A 26471-nucleotide genomic window follows, 5' to 3' on the forward strand; every position below is an offset into this window, starting at 1 on the left:
GCCGGCGGGCGCTAGTCTCACGCTCCGTGACCAGCCCTCGCGCGCAGCTGCATCCCGGTCCCCCCGTCGACGGTACTCCCCGCGGCTCCCGCGGCGCCGTGCTGGTGCTCCCCGGCGGCGGCTACGTCATGCGCGCCCCGCACGAGGCCGGCGACGTCGCCGCGTTCCTGGGCGCGCACGGCGTCCGGTCGGCCTGGCTGGACTACCCCGTGGCGCCTGCCCGCTACCCGGCCGCCCTCCACGAGGTGCTGCTCGCGGTCGCCGACCTGCGCGCGGGCCGGCGCGGCGGCGCCCCCGTGGACGGGCCCGTCGCGGTGCTCGGTTTCTCCGCCGGCGGGCACCTGGCGGGTACGGCCGCGACCGCGACACACGAGGAGCGCGCCGGTGCGGCGGCCCTCGCGGGCCTGGACCCCTCCGAGGTGCGCCGGCCGGACGCCGCCGTGCTCTGCTACCCGGTCGTCTCCCTCGTGCGGCACCCCCACGTGGGGTCCCGCACCCACCTGCTGGGCCACGAGGACGACGGCCCCGCGCGGGCGCTGTCGGTCGAGGAGCGCGTCGACGCCGCCACGCCGCCGACGTTCCTGTGGCACACCGCGGACGACGAGGCGGTGCCCGTCGAGCACGCGCTGCTCGCGACCGCCGCGCTCCGGCGCCACCGGGTGCCCGTGGAGCTGCACGTCTACCCCAGCGGCCCGCACGGCCTCGGGCTCGCCGACGGGCTGCCCGCCGGGGCGTGGACCGCCGCGCTGCTCCCCTGGCTCGCCGCGCAGGGCATCGGGCCCGCCTGAGCGCGGGCGCGGGGCGCCTCGCGCGACGGCCGGACCGCCACGCCCCGGGGCGCCCTCCGCGGCGCAGGCGAGGCGTGCCGCGGAATGCCCGCGCGCCCGGCGTCGTTGCAGGCCACATGCACGCAGTCCTCGCCACCGAACCCGGTGGGCCCGACGTCCTGGCGCTCGACGAGATCCCCGACCCGCTGCCCGGGCCGCGCGACCTGCTGGTGCGGCTCAGCGCCGCGGGCGTGAACTTCATCGACGTCTACCACCGCAACGGCACGTACCCCATGCCGTTCCCGCACGTCCCGGGGTCCGAGGGTGCCGGCGTCGTCGAGTCCGTCGGGCGCGAGGTGCGGGAGTTCGCCGTGGGCGACCTGGTCGCGTGGGCGTCGGCTCCGTCGTCGTACGCGGAGCTGGTCGTCGTGCCGGAGGTCGTCGCGCTGCACGTGCCCGACGGCGTCGGGGAGGACGTGGCCGCCGCGCTGCCGCTGCAGGGCATCACCGCGCACTACCTCGCCACGTCGACGTTCCCGGTCGAGGCCGGGCAGGACGTGCTGGTCCACGCCGGAGCGGGCGGGGTCGGGCTGCTGCTCACCCAGCTCGCCGCCGCGCGCGGTGCCCGCGTCATCACCACCGTGGGCACCGCGGAGAAGGAGGCGCTGTCCCGCGCGGCCGGCGCCGCCGACGTCATCCGGTACACGGAGCTCGACGACCTGACCTCCGAGCTGCCCGAGATCGTGCGGGGGCTCACCGGCGGCCGGGGCGTGCACACCGTCTTCGACGGCGTCGGGCGCTCGACGTTCGACGCGTCGCTCGCGTCCCTGCGCCCCCGGGGCGGGCTCGCCCTGTTCGGGGCGTCGTCGGGGCCGGTGCCGCCGTTCGACCCGCAGCGGCTCAACGCCGCGGGCTCCGTCTACCTCACGCGCCCCACGATCGGCCACCACGTCGCGACCCGCGAGGAGCTGACGTGGCGCGCGGGTGAGCTGTTCGACGCGGTCGCCGCCGGGGCGCTGGACGTCCGCATCGGCGCGACCTACCCCCTGTCCGAGGCCGAGGAGGCCCACCGCGCCCTCGAGGGCCGCGCCACCACCGGGAAGGTGCTGCTGACCGCATGAGAGACCTGCACATCGAGATCTGGTCCGACATCGCCTGCCCCTGGTGCTACATCGGCAAGCGCCGGTTCGCGGCCGCGCTGGAGCAGTTCGAGCACCGCGACCACGTGCGCGTGACGTGGCGGTCGTTCGAGCTGCAGCCGGACGCCGAGCCGTCGACCGCGCACCCCGGCCTGACCGAGGCGCAGCTGCTGTCCGAGCGCAAGGGCATGCCGCTGGACCAGGTGCAGCAGATGTTCGCGCACGTGACGGGGATCGCGGCGTCGGTCGGGCTCGCCTACGACTTCGACCGGGTCGTGCCCGCCAACACGTTCGACGCCCACCGGCTGGTGCACGTCGCGGCGGGGCTCGGCGGGGCGGCCGCGGCGGCCGACGTCGTCGAGCGGCTGATGAGCGCGCACTTCGAGCACGGCCGCGTGGTGGACGACCCCGAGGTGCTGGTCACGGTCGCGGCGGAGGCCGGGCTGGACGCGGACGCCGTGCGCGCGGCCCTGGACTCGGACGCCGGCGCGGGGGCCGTCCGCGCCGACGAGGCCGAGGCGGCGGCCCTCGGCATCCAGGGCGTGCCGTTCTTCGTCGCCGACCGGCGGCTCGGGCTCTCGGGCGCGCAGCCCGTGGAGGTCTTCGCGCAGCTGCTCGACCAGGCGTGGCGGGACGCCAACCCGCCGCTGGCGATCCCGACGGTGGCCGGGGCGGCCGACGCGGAGGCGTGCGGGCCCGACGGCTGCTGAGCCCGCCGGCGACGGCGCCGCACACGCGGCAGGGCCCCCTCCCGGACGTCCGGGAGGGGGCCCTGCCGCGTCAGCCCGCCGAGGTCAGCGGCGCACCGTCACCGTGACCGGGGCGCTCGTGCTGCCGGCCACCGCGTCCGGCTTCGACGGCACGAACGTCGCCGTGTACTGGTGCGGCCCCACGGGCGCGGTGCGCGGCACCGTCCCGAGCGCGAGGCCCAGCAGCACCGGGGACCGCCCGACCACCCGGTCGCCCTCGCGGAACTCGACGGTCCCGCTCGGGAACCACGTGCCCTCGACCTGGACCCGGGCGAGCAGCACGGTCGGGAGCCAGCTCCCGTACGGCTGGCTCGACCGGCTGGCCGACAGGCGGGTCGTCGAGGCCGCGAGCACCGGTCCCTCCGGCTCGGACACCGTCACCGGCAGCGTCACCGTCGTGCCGCTCGGGGCCGCCACCAGCGCGAGGGTGTGCGCGCCCGGCGTCGTGCCCTCCGGGACGGTCACCGCGACGTCCGCGACGCCCTCGGTCACCGAGGCGGACCCGATCGACGTGCCGTCCAGCTGCACGTCGAGCGCCGTGTTGCGCGGCGAACCGAGGCTCGTCAGGTCCAGGCCCGTCACCGGGAACGCGAGCTCCTCACCCGCGGCGACCTCCTCAGGGAGCGCCGGCACCCCGACGGCCCGCTCGTCGAACTCCGGAGCCAGCCCCGGGTTCGCCTCCAGGTACGCGATCCACGCGTCCCGGTCGATCAGCCCGGAGTCGGTCGTCCCGGCCCCCTCGGCGAGCACCCGGAAGTTGTCACCGCCCTGGGCGAGGAACGAGAACGTGCCGATGCGGTACTCCGCCTCCGGGTCGATCGGGGCCCCGTCCACCGTCACCGACGTGATGCGGCTGCCGAGCGGCTGCGACTCGTCGTAGGTGTACGTGACGTTGTCCGACAGGCCGAGCTGCAGGTACGGGCGCGAGGGGATCGTGCCGTCGGCGTTGGTCTGCCACTGCTGCTCGAGCATCGTCACCACCTGGTCGCCCGTGAGCGTGGTCGTCCAGAGGTTGTTGACGAACGGCAGGACCGCGTTGGCCTCGGCGTAGGTGATGACGCCGTCCGGGGCGTAGAAGAGCTCCGCCCGCAGACCGCCGGGGTTGACGACGCCGATCTGCGCGCCGCCGCGCTCGGCGGGAGCGAGCGTCTCCAGCAGCGAGTCGGCGACGAGGTTGCCGAGCGTCGACTCCTTCGACCGGTCGTCCCGGGTGCCGCCGGCGTAGGTGCCGCCGGTCCCGGTGTAGCCGCCGCCCGCGAACGCCGTCGTGATGTCGGCGGTCACCGAGCCCTTGGGCTGGTTGCCGACCACGGCCGCCTCCGCGATCGCCGCGTCGACGATCGCCTTCACCTCGGCGACCCTCGGGTACTGGGCCACCAGGGCCGCGTCGAGCTGCGCCTGGGTCTGGCCCGTCGCCGGGGCGACGCGCTTGACGTTCTCCCCCGCGAGCGCCGACACCGCGTCCGTGGCCGGGTCGTAGGTGAGCGTGACCTTGCCGATGTTCTCGCCGTACGAGCCGGTCTGGACGATGGGTCGCGTGCCCTCGCCGGTGGCTCCGGGCTCCGCCGGGCCGTACCACGCGTACTGCTTGTGGGTGTGCCCGGTGAAGATCACGTCCACGTCCGCGGAGGTCGCGGTCGCGATGTCGGCGAAGGCGCCGCCCGCGGCGATCTCCTCCTCCAGCGTCGCTCCGTCGGGCGTCCCGGCGCCGGCCCCCTCGTGGTATTCCGCCACGATGACGTCGGCCTCGCCGTTGGCCTCGTCGCCGTCGGACAGCTGCGCCGTGACGCGGTTCACCGCCTCGACCGGGTCGCCGAAGTCGAGCGTCCCGATGCCGCCCGGGCTGACGAGCGTCGGCGTCTCCTGCGTGACCGCGCCCACGACGGCGACCCGCACGCCGTCGACGTCGAGCACCGTGTACTCGTCGAGCGCCGGGTTCTCAGTGCCCTTCTCGTAGACGTTCGCGCCGAGGTACGGCCACTGCGCGTTCCCGCCGCCCGCGATCACGCGGTCCACCAGGTCGGCGTAGCCGCGGTCGAACTCGTGGTTGCCGACGGCGGACGCCGCCAGGTCCAGGGCGTTGAGCACGTCGATCGTCGGCTGGTCCTCCGCGACCGCGGACGCGAACAGCGACGCGCCGATGTTGTCGCCGGCGGACAGGAACACCGCGGCGCCCCCGGCCTCCTCGGCCGCCGCCCGCTGCTGCTCGACCGTCCCGGCGAACGCGACGGTGTTGGCGTCGATGCGGCCGTGGAAGTCGTTGATGTTCAGCAGCGTGAGGTCGAGCGGCCCGTCGGGCGCCGTGCCGCCGTCGCCCGCCTCGAAGCCGACGAGCACCGGGTCGTGGTCGGAGGACCGGTAGGCGTCCGGCGCGTAGAACAGCGTGCCGTGCGTGTTGTAGCGGCTGTACTCCAGCGCCACCGACTCGCCCGCGTTGATCTCCCAGATGTCCGCGCCGGTCGCCCGGTCCAGCGCCGCCTCGTTCAGCAGCACGTGGTCCAGCGAGCCCGACAGGCCCTGGTAGACGTACGACGAGCCCGGCGTGTCCAGCGCCGTCGCGGCGTCCGCGTAGCCGGCGTCGTACAGCACCCGCAGCGGGTCCTCCTGGGTGTAGGAGTTGAAGTCGCCGAGCAGCGCGACGGCCTCGGCGTCGCCCTGCACCGTCGGGACCCAGTCGCGCAGCGCCTCGGCCTGCCGGACGCGCGACTCGTTCGACGCACCCTGGCCGTCCCCGGCGTCCGCGTCACCCGGCCAGGGACCGGGAGAGCTCTTCGACTTGAAGTGGTTGACCACGACGAAGAGCTCGTCGCCCCCACCCACCGGCACGAAGGACTGGCCGATCGGCTCCCGCGCGTTGCCGAACGCCTGGTCCTCCCCCGACTGCGTGCCGAGCGCCCGGGCGTCGCCCACCGGCTCGACCTCCGCGGGGCGGTAGATCAGGGCGTTCGTGATGCTGTCCTGCTGCTCCACCGCCGGCAGCTCGGCCGACGAGGGCACGTAGTCCCACGTGCCGGCCCCCGCGGAGTCGTTGAGGGCGCCGACCAGCGAGGCCAGCGCCTCGTCGGGGTCGCCGTCGACGACAGCGGAGTTCTCGATCTCCATGAGGCCCACGACGTCGGCGTCGAGGGCGTTCACGGCCGCGACGATCTTGTCCTGCTGGCGCTGGAGGTCGTCCGCGTCCCACGCCCCGCGCTGCGCGCAGCCCTCGCGGACCGTCACCGGGTCGCCGGCACGGTCGGTGTAGGGCACGCAGGAGGCCCCCTGGGAGCCGAGCGTCGTGAAGTAGTTGAGGACGTTGAACGACGCGACGGTCACCTCGGCGTCACCGAGGCCCTCCGGGGCGGCCGTGCGGTCGTCCTCGACCTGCACCGGCACGCTCGTCGGGTCGGCGGGGTCCACCGGCGCCGTCGGGCTGAGCTTCCAGCTGCTGTTCCGGTAGTCCACGACGACGGGCTCGGTGAACGTCACCTGCGCCCCGACGCGCACCGGGTTCTCCAGTGACACGTACGGCGGGGTGAGACCCGAGTTCGCGGCCGAGAGGAAGTTCGTGCTCGCGCCGTCGTCCAGCACGACACCGCGGGCGGCGTTGTCCGCGGACACCGCGGCGTTCTCCGGGGTGCCGGGCGCCGCGACGTCGGTCGGCTGCCGCAGGGGCGCGGTGCCCACGGCCAGGCCGATCTCGCCGTACTGGTGGGTGGTGTAGGTGTTGCTGACCGTCAGGTCGCCCGTCGGCAGGTACAGCATCGACTCGAGCGCCTCGCGCCCAGCGGCGTCCGCCGGCCACGGCGTCGTGACCGGCTCGACGGGAGCGGCCTCGCCCCCGGGCTTCACGAGGCCGGCCGCCGAGGCGACGGTGATCTCCGTGAGGCCCTGGTACTCCGAGACGGCACCGGTCACCTGGACCAGCTCCCCCGGGGCGACGGAGCCCGCCGTCGACGGCGAGAACACGAACACCGCGTCCGACCCCGTCCGGGCGGCGTCACCGCCCGTGCCCGGCGTCTGGATCACGTAGCCGCGGTAGCCGCCGGTCGCGTAGACCGCGGTGACGACTCCGGTCGTCGTCACCGTCGATCCCGCGAGCGGCGAGGCGTCCCCCGTGCCCTGGACCTGCGCGATGGTGTGGGTGTCCTCCGCCGCTGCCGCGGGCACAGCGGCGGCCAGGGGTGCCCCGACCATCGCTCCCGCGGCGGCGAGGCTCGCCGCCCACCTCGTGCGTGTGCGTACAGCGCTCACCGATCTTCTCCGATCCCCGGGGGCACGACGGCCCGCGTCACAGGGCCCAGTCACAGACGTGACTCAGCCGAGTGACAACGTATGGGCGGTATGTCCGGATAGGCAACCACCCCCGGGGAACACGCGGGTGGCGGGAGCGTGAACACCACGACTGCACAGGACCCGGTGCCGGGCCGAGGTCGTCCGTCCGGGCTGACGACCTCGGACGGGCGTGGCGGCGCCGACGGCGCCGACGCGGGCGCCGGGCGCGCGGACGCCGGCCGCGCGGACGCCGGGCGCGCGGCCGGCCCGGCGCGGCGGCACACGGCGACGGCCCCGGCCGCACACCCCGTCGGGGGCGGCGGCCGGGGCCGTCGGGACGTGGCCCGCCTACGCGCGCAGGGTCGCGCCGAACCGGCGCTCCGCCTCCGCCACCACGGCGGCGCGCACGGCCGCCGTCTCGTCGGCGGTCAGCGTCCGGTCCGCGGCGCGCAGCCGCAGCGCGAACGCCAGCGACCGCCGTCCGGCGCCGACCTGCTCGCCGGAGTACACGTCGAACAGGCGCGCGCTCTCCAGGACGTCCCCCGCCGTGCTCGCGGACGCCCCCGCCCGCACGGCCTCGAGGACGTCCGCGACCGGCACGGAGTCCGGCACCACCAGGGCGACGTCCTCCTTCGCGACGGGGTAGGTCGACACCTCGCGTGCGGCCACCTCGGTGCGCGGCGCCGCCGCGAGCAGCACGTCGAGGTCCACCTCGAACGCGCACGCCCGCACCGGCAGGCCGAGCGTCGTGACGACCGCGGGGTGCAGCTCACCGGCGTGGCCGACCAGTACGCCGTCCGCCGTGGTCACGCGGGCGCAGCGCCCGGGGTGCCACGGCGCGGTCGAGGCGTCGGCCTCCAGGCGCACGTCGACGCCCAGCGTCTCGGCGAGCAGGCGCACCGCGTCGATCGCGTCGACGTGGTCCGCCGGGCGCCCGGGACCCCACCAGCCGGCGGGCTCCCGCAGCCCCGTGAGGACGCCGGCGACGTGCCGCGGCTGCGCGGGCACCGCCGCGCGGATCGCGTCGAGCACCTCCGGCGCGGGGCGCTCGGCGACAGGCGGGACCGGTGCCGGGGACGTCCCCGCGACGGGCCGCGTCACCGCGCCGACCTCGAACACCGCGAGGTCCGTGGTGCCGCGGGCGACGTTGCGCCGCGCGGTCTCCAGCAGCGTCACCAGCAGCGAGCTGCGCAGGTACGGCTGCTCCTCCGACAGCGGGTTCGCCAGCCGGAGCAGGGCGCGCCGTGCGTCGTCCTCCGGCAGGGCCAGCGCGTCGAGCTGGGCGGTGCCGACGAACGGGTAGGACAGCGTCTCGACCCACCCGGAGTCCGCGAGCACCTGCGCCACCCGGCGGCGCCGGCGCTGGGCCACGGTCAGGCCGAGCCCCACCGGCGAGCGCGGGACCACCGAGGGGATCGCGTCGTAGCCGTGCAGCCGCGCGACCTCCTCGACCAGGTCCACGGGGGCGGTGAGGTCCGGGCGCCACGTGGGCACGGTCACCGGCAGCACCGTGTCCGCGCCCGTCCCGGCGGGCTCGCCGACCGTGCAGCCGATCGCCCGCAGGTGCGTGGCGACCTCCGCGACGTCCAGGTCGAGCCCGATCAGCCGCGACGGGAGGTCGGCGGGCAGCAGCAGCCGCGGCGCCGGACCCGTGCGGTCCACGTCCGTGAGCACCGGGTCGGGCGTCCCGCCGCCGTGCTCCACGAGCAGCTCGACCACGCGCGCGACCGCGACCCGGGGCAGCTGCGGGTCGACCCCGCGCTCGAAGCGCTTGCTCGCCTCGCTGGGCAGCTTGTGCCGCCGCGCGGTGCGGGCGATCGTCACCGGGTCGAAGTGCGCGGCCTCGATCAGCAGGTCGGTCGTCGTGGCCGACACCTCGGTCTCGGCCCCGCCCATGACGCCCGCCAGCCCGAGCACGCGCCCCGCGTCGGGGCCGTCCGTGATGAGCAGGTCCTCCGGGTCGAGCGGCCGGTCCACGCCGTCGAGCGTCGTCAGCCGCTCCCCCGGGCGCGCCCGGCGCACGACGATCGGCGCGCTGAGCGTCGCCAGGTCGTAGGCGTGCAGCGGCTGGCCCAGGTCGAGCATCACGTAGTTGGTCACGTCGACCGCGAGAGAGATCGGGCGCATGCCGGCCTGCGTGAGCCGCTGCTGCAGCCACGCCGGCGACGGCGCGTCGGCCGCGACACCGCGCACGACGCGCGCCACGAACCGGTCGGCACCGGGCACCCCGTGGATCGGGGCGTCGTCGCGGAGCTCCACACCGAAGCCGCCGGTCGTCGCGACGCCGTGGTCGGCCCCCGGCCGCGGCAGGCCGCGGTCCGTGAACACCGCCCCGGTGGCGTGCGCGTACTCCCGTGCGACGCCGCGCATCGCGAAGCAGTACCCGCGGTCCGGGGTCACGTTGATCTCCAGGACCTCCTCGCCGAGCCCCAGGAGGGCGCGCGCGTCGGTCCCGGGCTCCGCGTCGATGCCGAGCTCGGACAGCACGATGATGCCGTCGTGGTCGTCGCCGAGGCCGAGCTCGCGGGACGAGCAGATCATCCCGTCGGACACGTGGCCGTAGGTCTTGCGGGACGCGATGGGGAACGGCCCGGGCAGCACCGTGCCGGGCAGCGCCACGACGACGTGGTCGCCCACGTCGAAGTTGTGCGCGCCGCACACGATGCCGCGCGGTGTGCGGGTGCCGTCCTCCGCGGTGCCGTTGTGGTCACCCACGTCGACCTGGCACCAGTTGATGGTCTTGCCGTTCTTCTGCGGCTCGGGGTGGCGCTCCACCACCCGGCCGACGACGAGCGGACCCGTCACGGCGGCCGGGTGGACGGCCTCCTCCTCGAGGCCGACCCGCACGAGGTCGACCGCCAGCTGCTCGGCCGTGAGGCCCTCGGGGAGCTCGACGTGCTCGGCGAGCCACGTCAGGGGGATGCGAGGCATCAGATCACCGCCCGGAACTGGGTGGAGAAGCGCACGTCGCCCTCCACCATGTCGTGCATGTCCGCGATCTCGTGGCGGAGCATGAGCGTGCGCTCGATGCCCATCCCGAACGCGAAGCCGGAGTAGACGTCGGGGTCGATCCCCGCGGCGAGCAGCACGTTCGGGTTGACCATCCCGCAGCCGCCCCACTCGATCCAGCCGGGGCCGCCCTTCTTCTGCGGGAACCACAGGTCCATCTCGGCGCTCGGCTCGGTGAACGGGAAGAACGACGGCCGCAGGCGCGTGCGGGCCTCCGGGCCGAACATCGCCCGCGCGAAGTGGTCCAGCGTGCCCTTGAGGTGCGCCATGGTCAGGCCCTTGTCGACCGCCAGCCCCTCGACCTGGTGGAACACCGGCGTGTGCGTGGCATCCAGCTCGTCGGTGCGGAACACCCGGCCCGGGCACGCGATGTACACGGGCAGCTCACGCTCCAGGAGGCTGCGCGCCTGCACCGGCGAGGTGTGCGTGCGCAGCACCAGGTGCGGGTCGGGCTCGCCGTCGGGAGCGGCGACGTAGAACGTGTCCTGCATCTGCCGGGCCGGGTGGTCCGGGCCGAAGTTCAGGGCGTCGAAGTTGAACCACTCGGCCTCGACCTCGGGGCCCTCGGCGATCTCCCAGCCCATCGCCACGAACACGTCCGCGACGCGCTCCTGCAGCAGCTCGAGCGGGTGCCGGGCACCCTGCGGGCGCCGGTCGGACGGCAGCGTGACGTCCACGGCCTCCTCGACGAGCACCCGAGCATCGCGCTCGGCGGCCAGCTGCTCCTCGCGCGCGGCGATCGCGGCGTTCAGGCGGCCGCGCGCCTGGCCGACGGTCCGGCCGGCGACGGCCTTGTCCGCCGCGGCGAGGCCGCCGATCGCGCGGTTGGCCAGCGCCAACGGGCTGCGCTCGCCGGTGTGCGCGAGCCGGGCGGCCTTGAGCCCGTCGAGGTCTCGCGCGGCGGCGACGGCCGCCAGGGCGTCGGACAGGGCGTGCTCGACGGCGTCGGCGTCGAGCGGGGACAGGGGTGTGTCGGGCGTGGACATCCGGACCTTCCAGGCGGGATCGGCGGGCCGGGAGGTCGCGCGCACGCGACGACCGGCCGACGGGCGAGTCTAGTGGCGCCCGTGCCGGGGACTCCGGACCGTCCGCCCTGCGGAGGTCAGGTGCCGCGCGTCAGCGCCGCGCCCCGGGCACGGGCCCGGGAAATCGGCGGCTGGTGCGCGGCTGGGACGTCATGCGCGCCATGGTGCCACACCACGCCGCTCAGCCGCCGAGGGCCCAGGAGCCCAGCGGCACGTACAGCGGCCCGCCGGCGCGTCCCTCGCCCGGCCGGGACTCCGCGAGCACGAGGTCCCGCACGGGCCAGGCCGGGCCCCGGTAGACCGCCAGCGCGTGCACGAGGAGGTCGGCCGGGTCCGGGCCCGCGGTCCGGACCCGGCGGCGCGGCCCCCGGGGCGGCACAGCCCGCCCGAGCGTGACGTGGGGCCGCGACCGCACCCTGTCGTCCTGCCGTGCACCCACGGCCTCGCCCGATTCCCGGCACCCGGCCACCAGGCTGTGCACGGCCTCGACCTCCCCGCCGACGCCGGCCCACAGCGTGCGGTGCGCGAAGACGCCGGCCCCCGTCAGCGACAGCCCGAACGGGCTCGTGCCCGCCGCCACCGCCGCGAGCTCCCCCGCCAGCAGCTCGGCCACGCTCTCCCCGACGTCCCCGTAGAACGCGAGCGTCACGTGCCAGTTCTCCGCCGCCGTCCACCGCACCCCTTCCGGACCCGCGCGGCCCGGCGCGCCCTCGGCGTCCACGCCGACAGCCGTCACGAGCGCCGACGCCAGGTGACGACGCACCTCCGGCGTCGGCCACAGACCTGCGAACACGCGCACCCGGCCAGCATGCCGCAGGCGACCGCGCGGCGCCGTGGCGGAGGCCGCCGCGCCCCACGGCCGCATGCGCCGGACGGGCGCGGGCCGGTCAGCGGTGCGCGCGCCGGTCAGCGGTGCGCGCGCCGGTCAGCGGTGCGCGCGCCGGTCAGCGGTGCGCGCGCGAGGACGCGTACAGGCACACGGCCGCGGCCGTCCCCAGGTTGAGCGACTCCGCCCTGCCGCGCAGTGGCACCCGCACGACGGCGTCGGCGAGGTCCCGGTCCGCCGCGGGCAGGCCCCACGCCTCGTTGCCGAACAGCCACGCGGTCGCCGCGCGCAGGTCGGGTTCCCGGTCGGGAGCGGCGGCCGCCGCGGGGTCCACCGGCGCTGCGCCGCCGGCACGGGCAGCGGCGTCCTGCAGGTCGTCGAGGTCCAGGTCGCCCGCGCCGTCCGCCGCGAGCACCGTCAGGCCCGCGCCGCGCACCGCCGCGACCGCCTCGGCCACCGGCACCCCCGAGACCACCGGCAGGTGGAACAGGGAGCCCGCCGTCGACCGGACGACCTTGGGGTTCGTCGCCTCGACGCTGTCACCCGCGATGACGACGGCGTCCGCCCCGGCGGCGTCCGCCACCCGGATGACCGTGCCCGCATTGCCCGGGTCGCGGACCCGCGCCAGCACCGCCACGAGCCGGGGCCGCCCGGCGAGGACCTCGGGCAGCGCCGCCGCGGCCAGCGGCCCGGTCAGCCGCCCCGCTGGGACGGCGTCGGCGGGCAGGTCCACGACCGCGAGCACGCCCTGGGCGTCCGCGGACATCGCGTCCAGCACCGCCGGGGACGCGAGGTGCACGTGCAGGCCGCTCGCGTCCTCGGCGATCTCCGGGTGGCGCTCCACGGCCTCGGGCGTCAGGTAGACGTCCCGCACCAGCCACGGCGTGCACCGCACCGCCTCCCGGACCGCCTGGGGGCCCTCCGCCAGGAACCGGCCCGCCCGGCGCCGACCCGCCCGCGCGACCAGGCCCCGCACGTGCCGCACCCGGTCGGAGTGCAGGTTCGTCAGCAGGGAGGGCCCGCTGCGTGCGGGGTGGTTCACCGGGACGACGGGCGGCAGCTCACGGGACACGTCCCCATCCTCCCGCACTCCCGCACCGGGCTTCGTCCCGGACGACGACGGACCCCCGGCAGCCGCGAGGGCTGCCGGGGGTCCGTCGACGGCACGGGCGGGGTGCGCCCGGCCGGAGGTGCTGCTCGGCGTCAGGCCGCGGCGCGCGGCGCGTTGACGTCCGCGGGGAGCGCGTCCTTGGCCACCTGCACCAGGGCGTTGAACGCCGGCGCGTCGGTGACGGCCAGGTCGGCCAGCACGCGGCGGTCGACCTCCACGCCCGCGAGCTTGAGGCCCTGGATCAGGCGGTTGTAGGTCAGGCCCTGCTCGCGCGCCGCCGCGTTGATCCGCTGGATCCACAGCTTGCGGAAGTCGCCCTTGCGGACCTTGCGGTCGCGGTAGGCGTAGACGAGGGAGTGGGTGACCTGCTCCTTGGCCTTGCGGTACAGGCGCGAGCGCTGCCCGCGGTAGCCGCTGGCGCGCTCGAGGGTTGCCCGGCGCTTCTTCTGGGCGTTGACCGCCCGCTTCACGCGTGCCACGTGATGCTCCTTGCTCTGTTCTCGGGTCGGCGGGGTGCCGTGGCGCTCACGCGCCGACGGTCACTTGCCGAGCAGCTTCTTGATGCGGGGGGCGTCGGCCGCGGAGACGACCTGGTCCGAGGCGAGGCGGCGCGTGCGACGGCTCGACTTGTGCTCGAACAGGTGGCGGGCGTTCGCCTGCTCGCGCATGACCTTGCCGCTCCCGGTGATCCGGAAGCGCTTCTTCGCACCGGAGTGCGTCTTGTTCTTCGGCATGGCTGCCGTCTCTCCTTGTCGTCGCATCGCGCCGGGGCGCGACTCGTCCGTCCGGACCCGGTGGGGTCAGGGCGTGGTGGTGCGGGTCAGACGTTCCCGCCGCCGGACGACTGGCCGCGGGGGGCCGGTCGCGCCGAGGGACGCGGGGTGGGTGCCGGGCGCGGCGCGGGCCGCGGGGTCGGCGCCGCCGTCGACCCGGCCGCGGGGCCGGACGTCGGGCGGGGTGTCGCCGACGGACCAGCCGCCGGCGTGGGGGTCGACGCGGACCGGGGAGCCGCGGCGGGGCGTGCCGTGGTCTGCGGTCGCGGTGCGGCCTGGGGTCGCGGTGCGGCCGCGGGCCGGGGTGCCGACGCCGGGCGCGGAGCCGTCGCCGGGCGGGGCGCGCTGGGTGCGGGCGAGGCGGCGGGCGTCTCGGCAGCAGCCGGGGCAGGCGCGGCAGCCGGGGCAGGCGCGGCGGCCGGAGCGGGCGCCGCCGCCGGAGCAGGCGCGGCCGCGGGAGCAGCCGTCGGGCCGTCCTCGGCCGGGGCCTCGGCGCCCGGAGCGTCGGTCTCGTCCTGGGTGCGCTGCTCGCGCCGTGCGCGTCGCTGCTCGCCCTTCTGCTCGGCCTTCTTCTTGGTCGGGCCGAGCACCATGATCATGTTGCGGCCGTCCTGCTTCGGCATGCTCTCGATGAAGCCGAGCTCGGACACGTCGTCCGCGAGCCGCTGGAGCAGGCGCACGCCCATCTCGGGGCGCGACTGCTCACGGCCGCGGAACATGATCATGACCTTGACCTTGTCGCCCGCCGCGAGGAACCGCTCGACGTGGCCCTTCTTGGTGCCGTAGTCGTGCGGGTCGATCTTGAGGCGGAAGCGGATCTCCTTGAGAACCGTGTTGGTCTGGTTCCGCCGGGCCTCGCGGGCCTTCATGTCTGCTTCGTACTTGAACTTGCCGTAGTCCATGATCTTGCAGACGGGCGGACGGGCGTCCGGGGCCACCTCGACCAGGTCGAGATCGGCGTCCTGGGCCAGGCGCAGCGCGTCCTCCACGCGGACGATGCCGACCTGCTCGCCGTTCGGGCCGACCAGGCGGACCTCGGCGACGCGGATCCGATCGTTGATGCGGGGCTCGCTGATGTGGTGCTCCTCGAAGTCGCAGGTGTCGACCCCAGGAACGAGGAAGGCCCCCGGTCCTGGGCACAGGTGGGGGCCGACGGTTCCACGACCACCGCGCGAGCGGTGCGTCGCCGACCGCGCTCCCGCGAGGGGGCACGGCCTGGACCGGTGACCTGGACCCTGCTGCCGGCGGACCGGGCGGTCGGGACTCAGGTGGGAGTGGCTCCACTTGTGCACCCGGGTGGAGCACTCGCGCGCACCACCCAGGTCAGTCGTGGATGACTCTACCAGAACACCCGGGCCAACCGTCCGCATCCCCCGGCACCGGCGCCAGGTGGTGACACGTCGTCAGATCCCTCCTTGAACTGTTCCAGAAGACGTGCCAGGGTGGGCCCATGCCCGTCGACCACGCACCCGCCGCAGCCGGCGCGCCGACCGAGCAGTCGGAGCACGGGACCCCGCAGGACCTCCTGCGCCGGCACGGGCTGCGGGTCACCGCCCCGCGCGTGGCCGTGCTCGACGCGGTCGCCTCGATGCCGCACGCCGACGCGGACGCCGTGCTGCGGCACGCGCGGACCGCCCTGCCGACCGTCTCCGTGCAGGCGGTCTACGACGTGCTGCACGCACTGACCGACGCCGGCATCCTGCGGCGCATCGAGCCGGCCGGGCACCCCGCCCGGTACGAGCGCCGCGTCGGCGACAACCACCACCACGTCGTGTGCCGGCGCTGCGGTGCCGTCGGCGACGTGGACTGCGCCGTGGGCGAGGCACCCTGCCTCACGCCCGTCTCCACGTCGGGCTTCACGGTCGACACCGCCGAGGTCACCTACTGGGGTCTGTGCCCCGGCTGCCGGGCCGCCTCCGGCTGAACCTCCTCCACCGGACCCCACCGACGACCTGCCGGCGCGCCCCGCCGGCCACCACCCACCGACCACCGGTCGGGCGCACCCGCCCGCACCGGCCCCCGGCGCGCCCGCAGCGGCTCGCCCGACCCGGAAGGACACGTGTGACCCAGGTCCACCCCACCACCACGAACTCCGGCGCCCCCGTCGCCTCCGACGCGCACTCGCTCGCGGTCGGCGCCGACGGCCCGATCGTCCTGCACGACCACTACCTGGTCGAGAAGCTCGCCCAGTTCAACCGCGAGCGCGTGCCCGAGCGGGTCGTGCACGCCAAGGGCGGCGGCGCCTTCGGGACGTTCACGACCACCGCCGACGTCAGCCGCTACACGCGGGCGGCGCTGTTCCAGCCCGGCGCGACGACCGACATGCTGGCACGGTTCTCGTCCGTCGCCGGCGAGCACGGCTCCCCCGACACGTGGCGCGACCCCCGCGGCTTCGCGCTGAAGTTCTACACGTCCGAGGGCAACTACGACCTGGTCGGCAACAACACGCCGGTGTTCTTCCTCCGTGACGGCATCAAGTTCCCCGACTTCATCCGCTCGCAGAAGCGCCTGCCCGGCTCGAACCTGCGCGACAACGACATGCAGTGGGACTTCTGGTCGCTGTCCCCCGAGTCCGCGCACCAGGTGACGTGGCTGATGGGCGACCGCGGTCTGCCGCGCTCCTGGCGGACCATGGACGGCTTCGGCTCGCACACCTACCAGTGGGTCAACGCGGCCGGCGAGCGGTTCTGGGTGAAGTACCACTTCACGACGCAGCAGGGCATCGACAACCTGACGGCCGACGAGGCCGCGCAGCTCGCCGGCTCGGACGCCGACCACCACATCCGCGACCTGTTCGAGCACATCGCGGACGGCGACTTCCCGCGCTGGACGCTGTCCGTGCAGGTCATGCCGTACGAGGACGCGAAGACGTACCGGTTCAACCCCTTCGACCTCACGAAGGTCTGGCCGCACGCCGACTACCCGCTGATCGAGGTCGGCGTGATGGAGCTCAACCGCAACCCGGAGAACTACTTCGCGCAGATCGAGCAGGCCACGTTCGCGCCGTCGAACTTCGTCCCCGGCATCGCGGCGAGCCCGGACAAGATGCTGCTCGCACGGATCTTCTCCTACGCGGACGCCCACCGGTACCGCGTCGGCACCAACCACGCCCAGCTGCCGGTGAACGCCCCGCGGTCCCCGGTGCACTCGTACTCCAAGGACGGCGCGGCGCGCTACTCGTTCAGCGCGCCCGACGTCCCGGTCTACGCCCCCAACTCCGTCGGCGGCCCGGCGGCGGATCCTGCGCGCGCCGCCGAGTCCGCCGGGTGGGAGTCCGACGGGGCGATGGTCCGCGCCGCGGCCACGCTGCACGCCGAGGACGACGACTGGGGGCAGGCCGGCACGCTGTACCGCGAGGTGTTCGACGACGCGGCCCGCGCCCGGTTCCTCGAGACGATCACGGGGCACGTCGGTGCGGTGCGCAGCGACGTGATCCGCGCCCGGGCCGTCCAGTACTGGAGGAACGTGGACGCGGGTCTGGGCGAGGCGCTGGCCGCCGCGCTCGCCGGCAGCGCCCCGCTCGAGACCGGCGAGCCCGCCACCGCGAGCACGCCCGTCGCCTGACACCGGCCGTCCCGCGCACCACGACGCCCGCCGCCCGGACCCCGGACGGCGGGCGTCGTCGCGGATGAGAGGATCGCCCGCATGAGCCAGACGCCCGACCCCGAGACCGCCACCCGCGACATCGCCGACGTCGCCGCGGTCGAGGTGATCACGACCGCCGCCGTGCACCTGATGAGCGCGGCCGCCGTCAAGTGCGGCCTGTCGCCCGACACCGACGGCCGGAGGGGCAGCGACGACCTGGACCTCGACGAGGCCCGCAAGCTCATCACCGCGCTGGCGGCCCTCGTCACCGCGTCGGCGCCGGACATCGGCAACCAGCACGCACGGTCGCTGCGCGACGGGCTGCGCTCGCTGCAGCTCGCGTTCCGGGAGGCCAGCCCGTTCCCCGACGCCCCGGGCGAGGGTCCCGGCGAGAAGTTCACCGGCGCGGTGTCCTGACACACCCTGCCGCGTCAGCGGGCGACGTCCTCCTGCGGGCGGACGGCCACGTCGTCGGCCCCCACGGGCACGGGTGTCGGCACGACCCCGGCGGCCGCCGGGACGGCACGGGCGGCCCCGGCGGGCACCGGGGCGGACGCAGCCGGCCCCGTGGCCCCGGGCAGCGGCGCGGGTCCCGCGGGCAGCGCGTCGCCCTGCCCCGCACCACCGTCCGGCGCGGAGCCCGCCGCACCGGCGCGTCCCACCGCCGCGCGCCGGCGCGCGGCCGTCAGCACCGCGAGACCGCCGAGCGCGAGCAGCACGCCGGCACCGCCCGCGGCGGCGAAGCCCGACCACGGCCCGAACCCGTCGATCACCGCGCCGACCACCGGTGCGCCCATCGCGGCGCCCACCGTGTTCGCGGTGCCGCTCCAGCCCATCACCTCGCCGCGCCGGTGCTCGGGCACCGCACGGACCAGCGAGGCGTTGATCGACGACAGCGCCGCGGCGCACGGCAGACCCGCGACCACCACCGCGACCGCGAGCTGTGCCTGCGTCTGCGCGAACGCGGCAGGCACGGTCGCCACCCCGAGGGCCGCGACGAGCACGAGCGGATGCAGCTCGCGCCGACCCGCCCCGTACACCAGCCCGCCCACCACGGAGCCCACGCACCACAGCGCGATCATCCAGCCGACGGCGGACTCGTGGCCCCAGCCGCGCAGCGCCGCGACGATGCCCACGTCCGTCCCGTTGAGCACCAGCGCCGCCGTCGAGGCAGCGGCGAGCACGACCAGCAGGCCCGGCGTCAGCACCCGCTGCCGCGGCCCGGCGGGGGGCGCACCGGGTGCGGTCCCGGCCGAGCGGGTCGGCGGGTCGAACCACATGAGCAGCAGGCCGGCGCCGACCGTGGACACGCCGATCACCGTCAGGGCGACGGAGGTCGATACCTGCGTGGCGACGAGGACGCCCACCGTCGGGGCGAGCATGAACGTCAGCTCCGTCCCCACCGAGTCCAGCGCGTACGCGGTGCGCTGCTGCTCCGGGGGCACCAGCACCGACAGGGACTGCCGCACCACGGAGAACACGGGGACGAGGAACGCCCCCGCGACCACCGCCGCGACCAGCAGCGCCTCGTACCCGAGCCGCGGCGCGACGAGCCACACCGCCGACTCCACCACGACCGAGGGCACGAGCGCCCGCCGCAGCCCCAGCCGGTCCACCCGCCGCCCGCGCCACGGCGACCCGATCGCCACGCCGACCGTCATCGCGGCGGCGACGAGGCCTGCGCGGCCGTACCCCTGCCCGAGCGGGCCCACCACGTGCAGGGTGAGCACCACGCCCGTCATGGCGTGCGGGATGCGCGCCACGAAGGAGACGAGGACGAGCGGGAGGACTCCGGGCAGGCGCAGCAGGCGGCCGTAGGGGGCGAGGGACACGTCAGGATTCTCCCGCGGCGGCCCCGTCCCGGACGACAGGTTTCCCACCACCGCGACCCCGACCGGGAGTGATCTCGGGCACGTCCCGCCGACCCGCCCGTATGGTGGTGCCGTGACGTCTGCCACCGGGCCGGGCGACCCGATCGGCACGCCGGCGCCGGTCGGGCCCTCGTCGCGGCCGCACCACGAGACCACGGACGCCCGGGCCGCCGCCGGAGGCGCCCACGGCGCCTCGTCCTCCCCCGCCGCGACACGCACGGCCGACCCGCGCGCGGTCGACCTGCGTGGCGGACCGGACGCCGCCGCACCGGCTCCCGCGGGGACCCCCGGGCGCGTGCCCGGTGGCCCGTCAGGGGACCCGTCCGCCGCGACGGGCCCGGACCGCCGCCACGACGAGCACGCCCACGTCGCTCCCCCGGCCCGCCGTCGACGCCGCGGCTGGGGGCTGGTCGCGCTCGCCGTGCTGCTCGCCGCCGCGCTCGCGCTCGCCGCCGTCCTCTGGCTGCGCGTCGTGAGCTGGCAGGAGTACGCGGCGCAGGTCGAGGACCGCGGGCGCGACGTCGGTGCCGAGCTCGCCACCCTGCGCGCGCAGCACGAGGGCACGCTCGGGGAGCTGGCCGCCGTGGCCGACCAGCTCGCGACGGCGCAGGAGCGCATCGTGCAGCTCGCGGACGAGAAGGCGCAGGTCGGCGACGACCGCGAGGTCCAGCGTCAGCTCGTGGACTACCAGGCCCGCGTCTCGCAGGCCGCCGCGAACGTCGCCTCCGCCCTGTCGACCTGCATCGACGCGCAGAACCAGCTGATCACGTACCTCGAGGACGCCGAGTCGTACGACCCGGCCGACCTCGAGCGGTTCCAGGGCGACGTCCAGGGCGTGTGCGCCGCGGCGACCGACGCGAACACCGAGCTGCAGCGCCAGCTCGCGGCGGGGGCGGACGGGTGACCGGCGACGTCCGGGCACGACGCGAGCGGCGCCGTGCCGCGCCCCGAGCCGCCGCCCCGCTGCTCGCGCTGCTGGTGCTCGCCGGGTGCGGGGTCCTGCCGCCCGAGCCGGGCTCCGTGCCGACGGACCTCGTGCCGTCCGACGCCCCCGTGCCCACGCCGACCTCGTCCGGCAACCTCTCGCCCGACGGGTTCGACTCCGCCCAGCGGATGGCGGTGCGGATCCGGAACGTCGGCTGCGACTCCCTGTCCACCGGCTCGGGCTTCGCGATCGACGAGAGCACGCTCATCACCAACCGCCACGTCGTCGCCGACTCCGCCGACCTGCAGCTCTCGACGTACGACGGCCGCGACGTCGCGGTCACGGCCTCGGCCACCGCGGCGCTCGCCGACCTCGCGGTCGTGCGCACCGCCGACCCGCTGCCGTCAGCGCCGGGCCTCGCCGAGGCCGACCCCGGCCCGGGCGACGAGGTCACGGTCGTCGGGTACCCGCAGGGCGGCGCGCTGACCGTCACCACGGGCCAGGTCATCGGGGCGACGACCGACCCGCTGAACGAGAACCTCGGCCAGGTCCTCGTCACGAACGCCGAGGTCGAGCCCGGCAGCTCCGGCTCCGCCGTGCTGGACGCCTCGGGCCGGGTCGTCGGCGTGGTGTACGCCAAGAACGCCACCGGTCAGAGCTTCGTCGTCCCCGTCAGCACGCTGCGGCAGCTGCTCGCCGACGAGGCGTCGTTCACCCCCACGACGTCCTGCGGCTGACCCGCCCCGGGGTGGGCCGACCGAGGCGCGCGGGGTGCCGTCCGGTGCACGCGCCCGCGGCGTCCGGCCCTGGTGCGGCGGGCGCCTGACGTGCGACGGTGGGGCCTCGGACCCACCCGGGAGGACCCATGCCCCACGACGACCGCCGCGACGACCTGCCGGAGCTCACCCGCGCCGCGAGCGACGTGTTCTCGGCCCAGCGCGTCTTCGGGGAGGCGTACGAGCACGACGGCACGCTGGTGATCCCGGTCGCGAAGGTGCTCGGGTCGCACGGCGCCGGCACGGCGAGCGGGCACGGCCGACTCGGCCTGCGCCCGGGGAGCCGCCGGTGGCAGCACCCCGGGCCCGGGGCGGGGCAGGACGAGGACGAGCGGCGCGACCCGGAGGGCCCGGGCGCGGGCGGCGGGCGGGCCCCGTCGGGCCGGGGCGGCGGCGACGCGGAGGGGTCCGGCTTCGCGACGCGGATCAAGCCGCTGGGCGTCTACGTCGTCGACAGCACCGGGGTGCGCTGGCGGCCCGCCGTCGACGTCAACCGGGTCGTCCTCGGCGGGCAGGTGGTCGGCGCGGTGTCCGTGGTGGCGCTGTCGTTCGTGCTCGCGGTGGGACGGCTGCGCCGCCGGCGCTGAGCGGGCGGTGGCGTCCCACCGCCGCCGCACAGCGGCACCGAGACACCGAGGCACCGAGGCACCGAGGCACCGAGGCACCGAGGCACCGAGGTCAGCGCAGCCGCACCTCGACGGAGTCCACGCGCTGCGTGACGGTCTCGTCGGCGCCCAGGGCCTCCCCCACGCGGCGCACCACCGCGTCGACGGCGACGCGGTCCAGTCCCGGCACGAGCGTCAGCTCCACGGCGACCTCGGCACGGCCGCCCGGCAGCGCCGCGACGTCGCGCACCGGCACGCCGGGGTGCTCCGCCGGTGCCGCGCGGCGGAACCACCGGCTGCGGGTTCCGGGCCCCTGCTCGCCGCCGGACGACGGCCCCACCGCGGCGAGCACCGCCCCGCGCACGGCCGCCGCCACCTCGGGGTCGACCGCCGCGCCGGTTCCGGTCCCGGTCACCGCTGGGCGCCACGGCTGCTGCTGCGCGAGCGCCCACACGGCCGGGCGCGGCAGCAGCGCCGTCACGGGGCCGCCGGGGTCGACGACGAGCAGCGCCCAGCCCTCCTGCACCGCGGACAGGGCCGCGCGGGCGACCTCCGTGGGGACGGGCCGCGCGTCCGGACGCCACGCCGTCATCGCCACCACCGACGAGAACACCGGCAACGCCGTCCTGCCGTCCGGCGCCCGCAGCGCCACGATCCCGGCCGACGCCTCCTTCTCCACCGTGTGGGCGTGGCCGTCGACCTCCACGGTCCCCGCCGAGTCGAGCTCCGCGAGCACGGGGACCAGCACGCGCGTCCCGGCCAGCGCCGCGACCACAGCCGCCACCGTGCCGCCCGACGCGAGGTCCGCGAGCGCCGCGGCGACCGCCGGGTCCGCGCTGCCGTCGTCGCCGGCGAACGGCGAGGTCGGTGGCAGCTCCCGCCCGGTCACGGCCGCCCGGCGACGTCCAGGGCCTCGGGCAGCGTGAACGCGCCCGCGTACAGGGCCTTGCCGACGATCGCGCCCTCGACGCCGTCCGCCACCAGCGTCCGGAGAACGCGCAGGTCGTCGAGCGACGAGACGCCGCCGGACGCCACCACCGGCGCGTCGGTGCGCGAGCAGACCTCCCGCAGCAGCTCCACGTTCGGGCCGCGGAGCGTGCCGTCCTTGGTGACGTCCGTCACGACGTAGCGAGCGCACCCGGCGGCGTCGAGGCGCGCGAGCACCTCCCACAGGTCGCCGCCGTCGCGGGTCCAGCCGCGCGCGGCGAGCGTCGTGCCCCGCACGTCGAGCCCGACGGCGATCGCGGCACCGTGCCGGGCGATCGCGCCGGCCGTCCAGTCCGGGTCCTCCAGCGCGGCGGTCCCCAGGTTCACCCGGGTCGCACCCGTCCCGAGCGCCCGCTCGAGCGACGCGTCGTCGCGGATGCCCCCGGACAGCTCGACCTTGACGCCCTTGCCGGACAGCACCTGCGTCACGTCGGCGAGCAGCTCGGCGTTGGAGCCGCGGCCGAACGCCGCGTCGAGGTCCACGAGGTGGACCCACTCCGCACCGCCGGCGTGCCAGTCGAGCGCGGCAGCGAGCGGGTCGCCGTAGGACGTCTCCGATCCCGCCTCGCCCTGGACCAGGCGGACGGCCTGGCCGTCGGCGACGTCGACGGCGGGCAGGAGCTGCAGACGGTCGGACATGGGACTCCTCGGTCGGGGTGCCCCGGCGACGGCCGGCGGTGCCGGGGAACCGGGGGCGGGGTTCGTGCGGGGTGGGACGGGTCGGTCGGGTCGGTCGGGTCAGGTCAGCGAGCCGACCCAGTTCTCGAGCAGCTGCGCCCCGGCGTCGCCCGACTTCTCGGGGTGGAACTGCGTCGCCGCCAGCGGCCCGTTCTCCACGGCGGCGACGAACCGCCCGCCGTGCTCGGACCACGTCACCAGCGGCGGGGACATGCGCTCGGGGTCGGCGGTGCCGAGCAGCGGGAAGCTGCGGGCGGCGTACGAGTGCACGAAGTAGAAGCGCTCGCGCTCGACGCCCGCGAACAGCCGCGTGCCGTCGGGGGCGTCGACCGTCGACCAGCCCATGTGCGGCACGACGTCGGCCTCGAGCCGGTCGACGACGCCGGGCCACTCGCCGAGGCCGTCCGTGCGGACGCCGTGCTCCTCGCCGCGGTCGAACATCACCTGCATGCCGACGCAGATGCCCAGGACGGGACGGCCGCCCGCGAGCCGGCGGTCGACGATCTGGTCCCCGCGCACGTCCCGCAGGCCCGCCATGACCGCGGCGAAGGCGCCGACACCCGGGACGACGAGGCCGTCAGCCTCCGCGGCGTGGTGCGCGTCGGACGTCAGCTCGACCTCGGCGCCGACCCGCTCCAGGGCGCGCACGGCCGAGCGGACGTTCCCGAATCCGTAGTCCAGGACGACGACGCGAGGCTGGCTGGGCACCGGTCCAGGCTACCCGGCGCCGCGCGGCCGGCCTCCCGGCGTCCGGTGCGCGGACCGGGCCGGGCCGAGCGGTGCGGGACGACCCGGTGCGGTGCGGTGAGACCCGCCGCGGTGAGACCCGGCGCGGTGAGACCCGGCGCGGCAAGACCCGCCGCGGTGCGGGCGCCGCGCAGCCCCGCGCGGTGCGGCACGGCGCGCCCGGCGAGGGCGGCGGCCTGGCCGGGTCCGACAGCCCGCTGCGCCGCGAGCGCGCACCGCGTCGCGTGCACGCGAGGCGGTGGACGGTCAGCCCTTGCGGCGCCGACCGCCCGAGAGCGCCTTCATCGCGGCCCAGCGCGACATGCCGACGCTCGTCTCGACGCCGTCGAGATCGGCGACCGGTGTACCGCCGACGAGCACGTCCTCGAGCACCGCGGGTGCGCCCGACAGCACCAGCCCGGGCGGGAGGTCGTCCTCCCGGGCGCCACCGACCCACCGGCTCGCCGCGATCCGACCGGCTCGCCGGTCCAGGAGCACGACCGGCGAGCCGCGGAGCATCCGGGAGATCGCCTCGGCGGCGGCAGCGGTGCCCGCGGCGTCGGCGGTGTCGCGGAGCACGGCCAGCGCGCCGACGGGGGACGGCACCGCGTCCACGTCGACCCCCGCGAGCGAGCACGCCGCGGCCAGGGGCCGAGCGCCGTCGACCTGCGTGACGACGACGGCGACGACGGGCTCGTCGGGCTCGGCCGCCGCCGCGTCCAGGCCGGACAGGTCGTCGGGGACCTCGATGCCGAGGTCGTCCGGGAGGTCCTCGGGGACGTCGTCGGGCGAACCGCCGCGAGGCGCGTCGCTCACAGCGCGCCCTTGGTGCTCGGCACGCCGTCGACGCGCGGGTCCAGGGCGACGGCCGCCCGCAGCGCGCGGGCCAGCGCCTTGAACTGGGCCTCCACGATGTGGTGCGGGTCGCGACCCGCGAGCACGCGCACGTGCATGCCGAACGCGGCGTGGTGGGCGATCGACTCGAGCACGTGGCGCGTCAGCGACCCGGTGAAGTGACCGCCGATCAGGTGGTACTCCTGACCCTCCGGCTCCCCCGAGTGCACCAGGTACGGCCGGCCCGACACGTCCACGACGGCCTGCGCCAGCGCCTCGTCGAGCGGCACCGTGGCGTCGCCGAACCGCGCGATGCCGCGCTTGTCCCCCAGCGCCTGCCGCAGCGCCTCGCCCAGGCAGATCGCGACGTCCTCGACGGTGTGGTGCGCGTCGATCTCGGTGTCCCCCGACGCCCGGACCGTCAGGTCGATGAGGGAGTGCTTGCCGAGCGCCGTGAGCATGTGGTCGTAGAACGGCACGGTCGTGCTGATGTCCGTGCGCCCCGATCCGTCGAGGTCCACCTCGACCACGACGCTCGACTCGCTCGTCGTCCGCTCGATCCGGGCCGTCCGCCCGCCGGTCGTCGTGGTCACGTCCCCAGCACCTCCCACAGCGCGGCGGTTAACGCCGCGGTCTCCTCCGGGGTGCCGACCGACACCCGCAGCCATCCTTCGGGGCCGACCTCGCGGATCAGCACGCCCCGGTCCAGCAGACCCTGCCAGATCTCGTGTCGGTCCCCGTGCACCTGGAACAGCACGAAGTTCGCGTCGGACTCCGCCACCCGGAGCCCGCGGCCGCGCAGGGTGGCCACGAGACCGTCGCGCTCCGCCCGCAGGGAGCCGACCTGCGCCATGAGCTCCGGGGCGTGCCGCAGCGCCGCGCGGGCCGTCGCCTGCGTGACCGCGGACAGGTGGTACGGCAGCCGCACGACCCGCAGCGCGTCGACCAGCTCCCGCGACGCCGCGAGGTAGCCCACGCGGGCGCCGGCCAGGCCGAACGCCTTGGACATGGTGCGGCTCACCGCGAGGTGGGGGTGCTCGGCGAGCAGCGTCAGCGCCGAGTCGACGCCCTCCCGCCGGAACTCCGCGTACGCCTCGTCGACGACGACGACGCACCCGCCCGGCACCTCCGCCGCGGCGTCGAGCACCTCGCGCACCGTCGCGAGGTCGAGCGCCGTCCCGGTCGGGTTGTTCGGGCTGGTGAGCAGGACGACCGAGGGCGCCTCGCGCGCGACGAGGGTGCGCGCCTCGGCCGGGTCGACGTCGAACTGCTCCGTCCGCCGGCCGGCCACCCAGCGGGTGTGGGTGTCCCGGGCGTACTCCGGGTACATCGAGTACGTCGGCGCGAACGACACCGCCGTGCGTCCCGGCCCTCCGAAGGCCTGCAGCAGGTGGAGCATCACCTCGTTGGACCCGTTGGCCGCCCAGACCTGCTCGGGCTCGAGCCGGACGCCCGACTCCACCGCCAGGTAGTCCGCCAGGTCGGCGCGCAGCGCGAGGAACTCGCGGTCCGGGTAGCGGTTGAGGCCCGTGGCGGCTTCCGCGACCGCGGCGGCGATGTCGGCCACCACCTCCGGCGACGGGGCGTAGGGGTTCTCGTTCACGTTGAGCAGCACCGGCACGTCGAGCTGCGGGGCGCCGTACGGCACCTCGCCGGCGAGCTCGGGACGCACCGGCAGCACGGGCCGCGTGGCCTGCGGGGCGGGATCGGGTGCGGTCACCGGGTGATCGTATCCGCGGCACGGGCGGCCGCCGGCGGTCGTCCACAGGACGGCGCCGGCGGGGGGCGGCGTCGGCAGCGCGGGTGGGCGGTCGTCCACAGGGCGGGGCGG

Annotated in this window: 24 protein-coding genes; 9 read left to right on the forward strand and 15 right to left on the reverse strand. The window is 76.2% G+C overall.

The window, feature by feature from the left end; genetic code table 11:
• Positions 1 to 26: 26 nt before the first annotated feature.
• The 3 genes from K5O09_RS11170 to K5O09_RS11180 all read left to right on the forward strand — a co-directional run bounded on the left by K5O09_RS11170 (position 27) and on the right by K5O09_RS11180 (position 2616).
• Positions 27 to 788 carry an alpha/beta hydrolase gene (locus K5O09_RS11170; RefSeq protein ID WP_255595287.1) on the forward strand — a complete coding sequence of 254 codons (762 nt, stop codon included), beginning with the start codon at positions 27 to 29 and terminating at the stop codon, positions 786 to 788.
• 116 nt (positions 789 to 904) lie between these two features.
• Positions 905 to 1888, forward strand: coding sequence for a quinone oxidoreductase (locus tag K5O09_RS11175; RefSeq protein ID WP_222169627.1), 984 nt, complete (start codon positions 905 to 907; stop codon positions 1886 to 1888).
• The gene (locus K5O09_RS11180; protein ID WP_222169629.1) at positions 1885 to 2616 is read left to right on the forward strand and encodes a DsbA family oxidoreductase; all 732 of its coding nucleotides are present in this window, start codon (positions 1885 to 1887) and stop codon (positions 2614 to 2616) included. Before K5O09_RS11175 ends, K5O09_RS11180 begins: the two co-directional genes overlap by 4 nt.
• A gap of 84 nt (positions 2617 to 2700) precedes the next feature.
• Here K5O09_RS11180 and K5O09_RS11185 read toward each other — a convergent pair whose 3' ends face one another.
• The 8 genes from K5O09_RS11185 to infC all read right to left on the reverse strand — a co-directional run bounded on the left by K5O09_RS11185 (position 2701) and on the right by infC (position 14795).
• Positions 2701 to 6831 (reverse strand): ExeM/NucH family extracellular endonuclease, encoded by a 4131-nt coding sequence (locus K5O09_RS11185; protein ID WP_222169630.1) that lies wholly within the window; start codon positions 6829 to 6831, stop codon positions 2701 to 2703.
• 426 nt (positions 6832 to 7257) lie between these two features.
• The gene (gene pheT, locus K5O09_RS11190) at positions 7258 to 9840 is read right to left on the reverse strand and encodes a phenylalanine--tRNA ligase subunit beta (RefSeq protein WP_222169631.1); all 2583 of its coding nucleotides are present in this window, start codon (positions 9838 to 9840) and stop codon (positions 7258 to 7260) included.
• Positions 9840 to 10904 carry a phenylalanine--tRNA ligase subunit alpha gene (pheS, locus tag K5O09_RS11195; protein WP_222169632.1) on the reverse strand — a complete coding sequence of 355 codons (1065 nt, stop codon included), beginning with the start codon at positions 10902 to 10904 and terminating at the stop codon, positions 9840 to 9842. The genes pheT and pheS overlap by 1 nt, the downstream gene beginning before the upstream one ends.
• A gap of 220 nt (positions 10905 to 11124) precedes the next feature.
• Positions 11125 to 11742: an RNA 2',3'-cyclic phosphodiesterase gene (gene thpR, locus K5O09_RS11200; RefSeq protein ID WP_222169633.1), complete on the reverse strand. Its 618-nt coding sequence runs from the start codon at positions 11740 to 11742 to the stop codon at positions 11125 to 11127.
• Between the two features lie 145 nt (positions 11743 to 11887).
• Positions 11888 to 12778: an RNA methyltransferase gene (locus K5O09_RS11205; protein ID WP_222172735.1), complete on the reverse strand. Its 891-nt coding sequence runs from the start codon at positions 12776 to 12778 to the stop codon at positions 11888 to 11890.
• A 194-nt stretch (positions 12779 to 12972) separates the two neighbouring features.
• The gene (gene rplT / locus K5O09_RS11210; protein WP_222169634.1) at positions 12973 to 13359 is read right to left on the reverse strand and encodes a 50S ribosomal protein L20; all 387 of its coding nucleotides are present in this window, start codon (positions 13357 to 13359) and stop codon (positions 12973 to 12975) included.
• A 60-nt stretch (positions 13360 to 13419) separates the two neighbouring features.
• On the reverse strand, positions 13420 to 13614 hold the full coding sequence (rpmI, locus tag K5O09_RS11215) for a 50S ribosomal protein L35 (RefSeq protein ID WP_146835768.1): 195 nt from the start codon (positions 13612 to 13614) through the stop codon (positions 13420 to 13422).
• An 86-nt stretch (positions 13615 to 13700) separates the two neighbouring features.
• Positions 13701 to 14795 carry a translation initiation factor IF-3 gene (gene infC / locus K5O09_RS11220; RefSeq protein ID WP_255596359.1) on the reverse strand — a complete coding sequence of 365 codons (1095 nt, stop codon included), beginning with the start codon at positions 14793 to 14795 and terminating at the stop codon, positions 13701 to 13703.
• A 308-nt stretch (positions 14796 to 15103) separates the two neighbouring features.
• Here infC and K5O09_RS11225 point away from each other — a divergent pair, with 308 nt between their 5' ends.
• From K5O09_RS11225 to K5O09_RS11235, 3 genes are all read left to right on the forward strand, one after another.
• Positions 15104 to 15577 (forward strand): Fur family transcriptional regulator, encoded by a 474-nt coding sequence (locus K5O09_RS11225; RefSeq protein WP_222169635.1) that lies wholly within the window; start codon positions 15104 to 15106, stop codon positions 15575 to 15577.
• A 137-nt stretch (positions 15578 to 15714) separates the two neighbouring features.
• The gene (locus tag K5O09_RS11230; protein ID WP_222169636.1) at positions 15715 to 17217 is read left to right on the forward strand and encodes a catalase; all 1503 of its coding nucleotides are present in this window, start codon (positions 15715 to 15717) and stop codon (positions 17215 to 17217) included.
• 81 nt (positions 17218 to 17298) lie between these two features.
• Complete coding sequence (locus K5O09_RS11235; protein WP_222169637.1) at positions 17299 to 17655, forward strand: DUF1844 domain-containing protein; 357 nt, start codon at positions 17299 to 17301, stop codon at positions 17653 to 17655.
• A gap of 14 nt (positions 17656 to 17669) precedes the next feature.
• On the opposite strand, the gene K5O09_RS11240 is transcribed toward K5O09_RS11235, so the two are convergent.
• On the reverse strand, positions 17670 to 19070 hold the full coding sequence (locus tag K5O09_RS11240; protein ID WP_370635433.1) for an MFS transporter: 1401 nt from the start codon (positions 19068 to 19070) through the stop codon (positions 17670 to 17672).
• Positions 19071 to 19182: 112 nt separating this feature from the next.
• Between K5O09_RS11240 and K5O09_RS19200 the strand changes: the two genes are divergently transcribed.
• The 3 genes from K5O09_RS19200 (at position 19183) to K5O09_RS11255 (ending at position 21397) form a co-directional block, all read left to right on the forward strand.
• Entirely contained in the window at positions 19183 to 20013 is an 831-nt protein-coding gene (locus tag K5O09_RS19200) for a hypothetical protein (RefSeq protein WP_255595297.1), read from the forward strand.
• The gene (locus K5O09_RS11250) at positions 20010 to 20771 is read left to right on the forward strand and encodes a serine protease (protein WP_222169638.1); all 762 of its coding nucleotides are present in this window, start codon (positions 20010 to 20012) and stop codon (positions 20769 to 20771) included. Before K5O09_RS19200 ends, K5O09_RS11250 begins: the two co-directional genes overlap by 4 nt.
• A 128-nt stretch (positions 20772 to 20899) precedes the next feature.
• Positions 20900 to 21397 carry a hypothetical protein gene (locus tag K5O09_RS11255; protein ID WP_222172909.1) on the forward strand — a complete coding sequence of 166 codons (498 nt, stop codon included), beginning with the start codon at positions 20900 to 20902 and terminating at the stop codon, positions 21395 to 21397.
• Between the two features lie 91 nt (positions 21398 to 21488).
• Here K5O09_RS11255 and K5O09_RS11260 read toward each other — a convergent pair whose 3' ends face one another.
• The 6 genes from K5O09_RS11260 to K5O09_RS11285 form a co-directional block, all read right to left on the reverse strand.
• Positions 21489 to 22304 (reverse strand): SseB family protein, encoded by an 816-nt coding sequence (locus tag K5O09_RS11260; RefSeq protein ID WP_222169639.1) that lies wholly within the window; start codon positions 22302 to 22304, stop codon positions 21489 to 21491.
• Entirely contained in the window at positions 22301 to 23041 is a 741-nt protein-coding gene (gene priA, locus K5O09_RS11265; protein ID WP_222169640.1) for a bifunctional 1-(5-phosphoribosyl)-5-((5-phosphoribosylamino)methylideneamino)imidazole-4-carboxamide isomerase/phosphoribosylanthranilate isomerase PriA, read from the reverse strand. Before priA ends, K5O09_RS11260 begins: the two co-directional genes overlap by 4 nt.
• Before the next feature lie 99 nt (positions 23042 to 23140).
• On the reverse strand, positions 23141 to 23788 hold the full coding sequence (gene hisH, locus K5O09_RS11270; RefSeq protein WP_222169641.1) for an imidazole glycerol phosphate synthase subunit HisH: 648 nt from the start codon (positions 23786 to 23788) through the stop codon (positions 23141 to 23143).
• Between the two features lie 285 nt (positions 23789 to 24073).
• Positions 24074 to 24622: a hypothetical protein gene (locus K5O09_RS11275; protein WP_255595300.1), complete on the reverse strand. Its 549-nt coding sequence runs from the start codon at positions 24620 to 24622 to the stop codon at positions 24074 to 24076.
• A complete protein-coding gene (gene hisB, locus K5O09_RS11280) occupies positions 24619 to 25233 on the reverse strand; it encodes an imidazoleglycerol-phosphate dehydratase HisB (RefSeq protein ID WP_222169642.1) in 615 nt (204 codons plus the stop codon). Before hisB ends, K5O09_RS11275 begins: the two co-directional genes overlap by 4 nt.
• Complete coding sequence (locus K5O09_RS11285) at positions 25230 to 26360, reverse strand: histidinol-phosphate transaminase (protein WP_222169643.1); 1131 nt, start codon at positions 26358 to 26360, stop codon at positions 25230 to 25232. Before K5O09_RS11285 ends, hisB begins: the two co-directional genes overlap by 4 nt.
• Positions 26361 to 26471: the final 111 nt, after the last annotated feature.

It is taken from the genome of Cellulomonas sp. C5510, assembly GCF_019797765.1.
In the GTDB taxonomy this organism is placed as follows: Bacteria; Actinomycetota; Actinomycetes; order Actinomycetales; family Cellulomonadaceae; genus Cellulomonas.

Excerpts from the sequence above, each read along its gene's own strand:
- K5O09_RS11175 (WP_222169627.1), top strand. The coding sequence starts at position 905 with ATGCACGCAGTCCTCGCCACCGAACCCGGTGGGCCCGACGTCCTGGCG.
- K5O09_RS11180 (WP_222169629.1), top strand. The coding sequence starts at position 1,885 with ATGAGAGACCTGCACATCGAGATCTGGTCCGACATCGCCTGCCCCTGG.
- K5O09_RS11185 (WP_222169630.1), bottom strand. The coding sequence starts at position 6,831 with ATGGTCGGGGCACCCCTGGCCGCCGCTGTGCCCGCGGCAGCGGCGGAG.
- pheT (WP_222169631.1), bottom strand. The coding sequence starts at position 9,840 with ATGCCTCGCATCCCCCTGACGTGGCTCGCCGAGCACGTCGAGCTCCCC.
- pheS (WP_222169632.1), bottom strand. The coding sequence starts at position 10,904 with ATGTCCACGCCCGACACACCCCTGTCCCCGCTCGACGCCGACGCCGTC.
- rpmI (WP_146835768.1), bottom strand. The coding sequence starts at position 13,614 with ATGCCGAAGAACAAGACGCACTCCGGTGCGAAGAAGCGCTTCCGGATC.
- K5O09_RS11225 (WP_222169635.1), top strand. The coding sequence starts at position 15,104 with ATGCCCGTCGACCACGCACCCGCCGCAGCCGGCGCGCCGACCGAGCAG.
- K5O09_RS11235 (WP_222169637.1), top strand. The coding sequence starts at position 17,299 with ATGAGCCAGACGCCCGACCCCGAGACCGCCACCCGCGACATCGCCGAC.
- K5O09_RS11255 (WP_222172909.1), top strand. The coding sequence starts at position 20,900 with ATGCCCCACGACGACCGCCGCGACGACCTGCCGGAGCTCACCCGCGCC.
- priA (WP_222169640.1), bottom strand. The coding sequence starts at position 23,041 with ATGTCCGACCGTCTGCAGCTCCTGCCCGCCGTCGACGTCGCCGACGGC.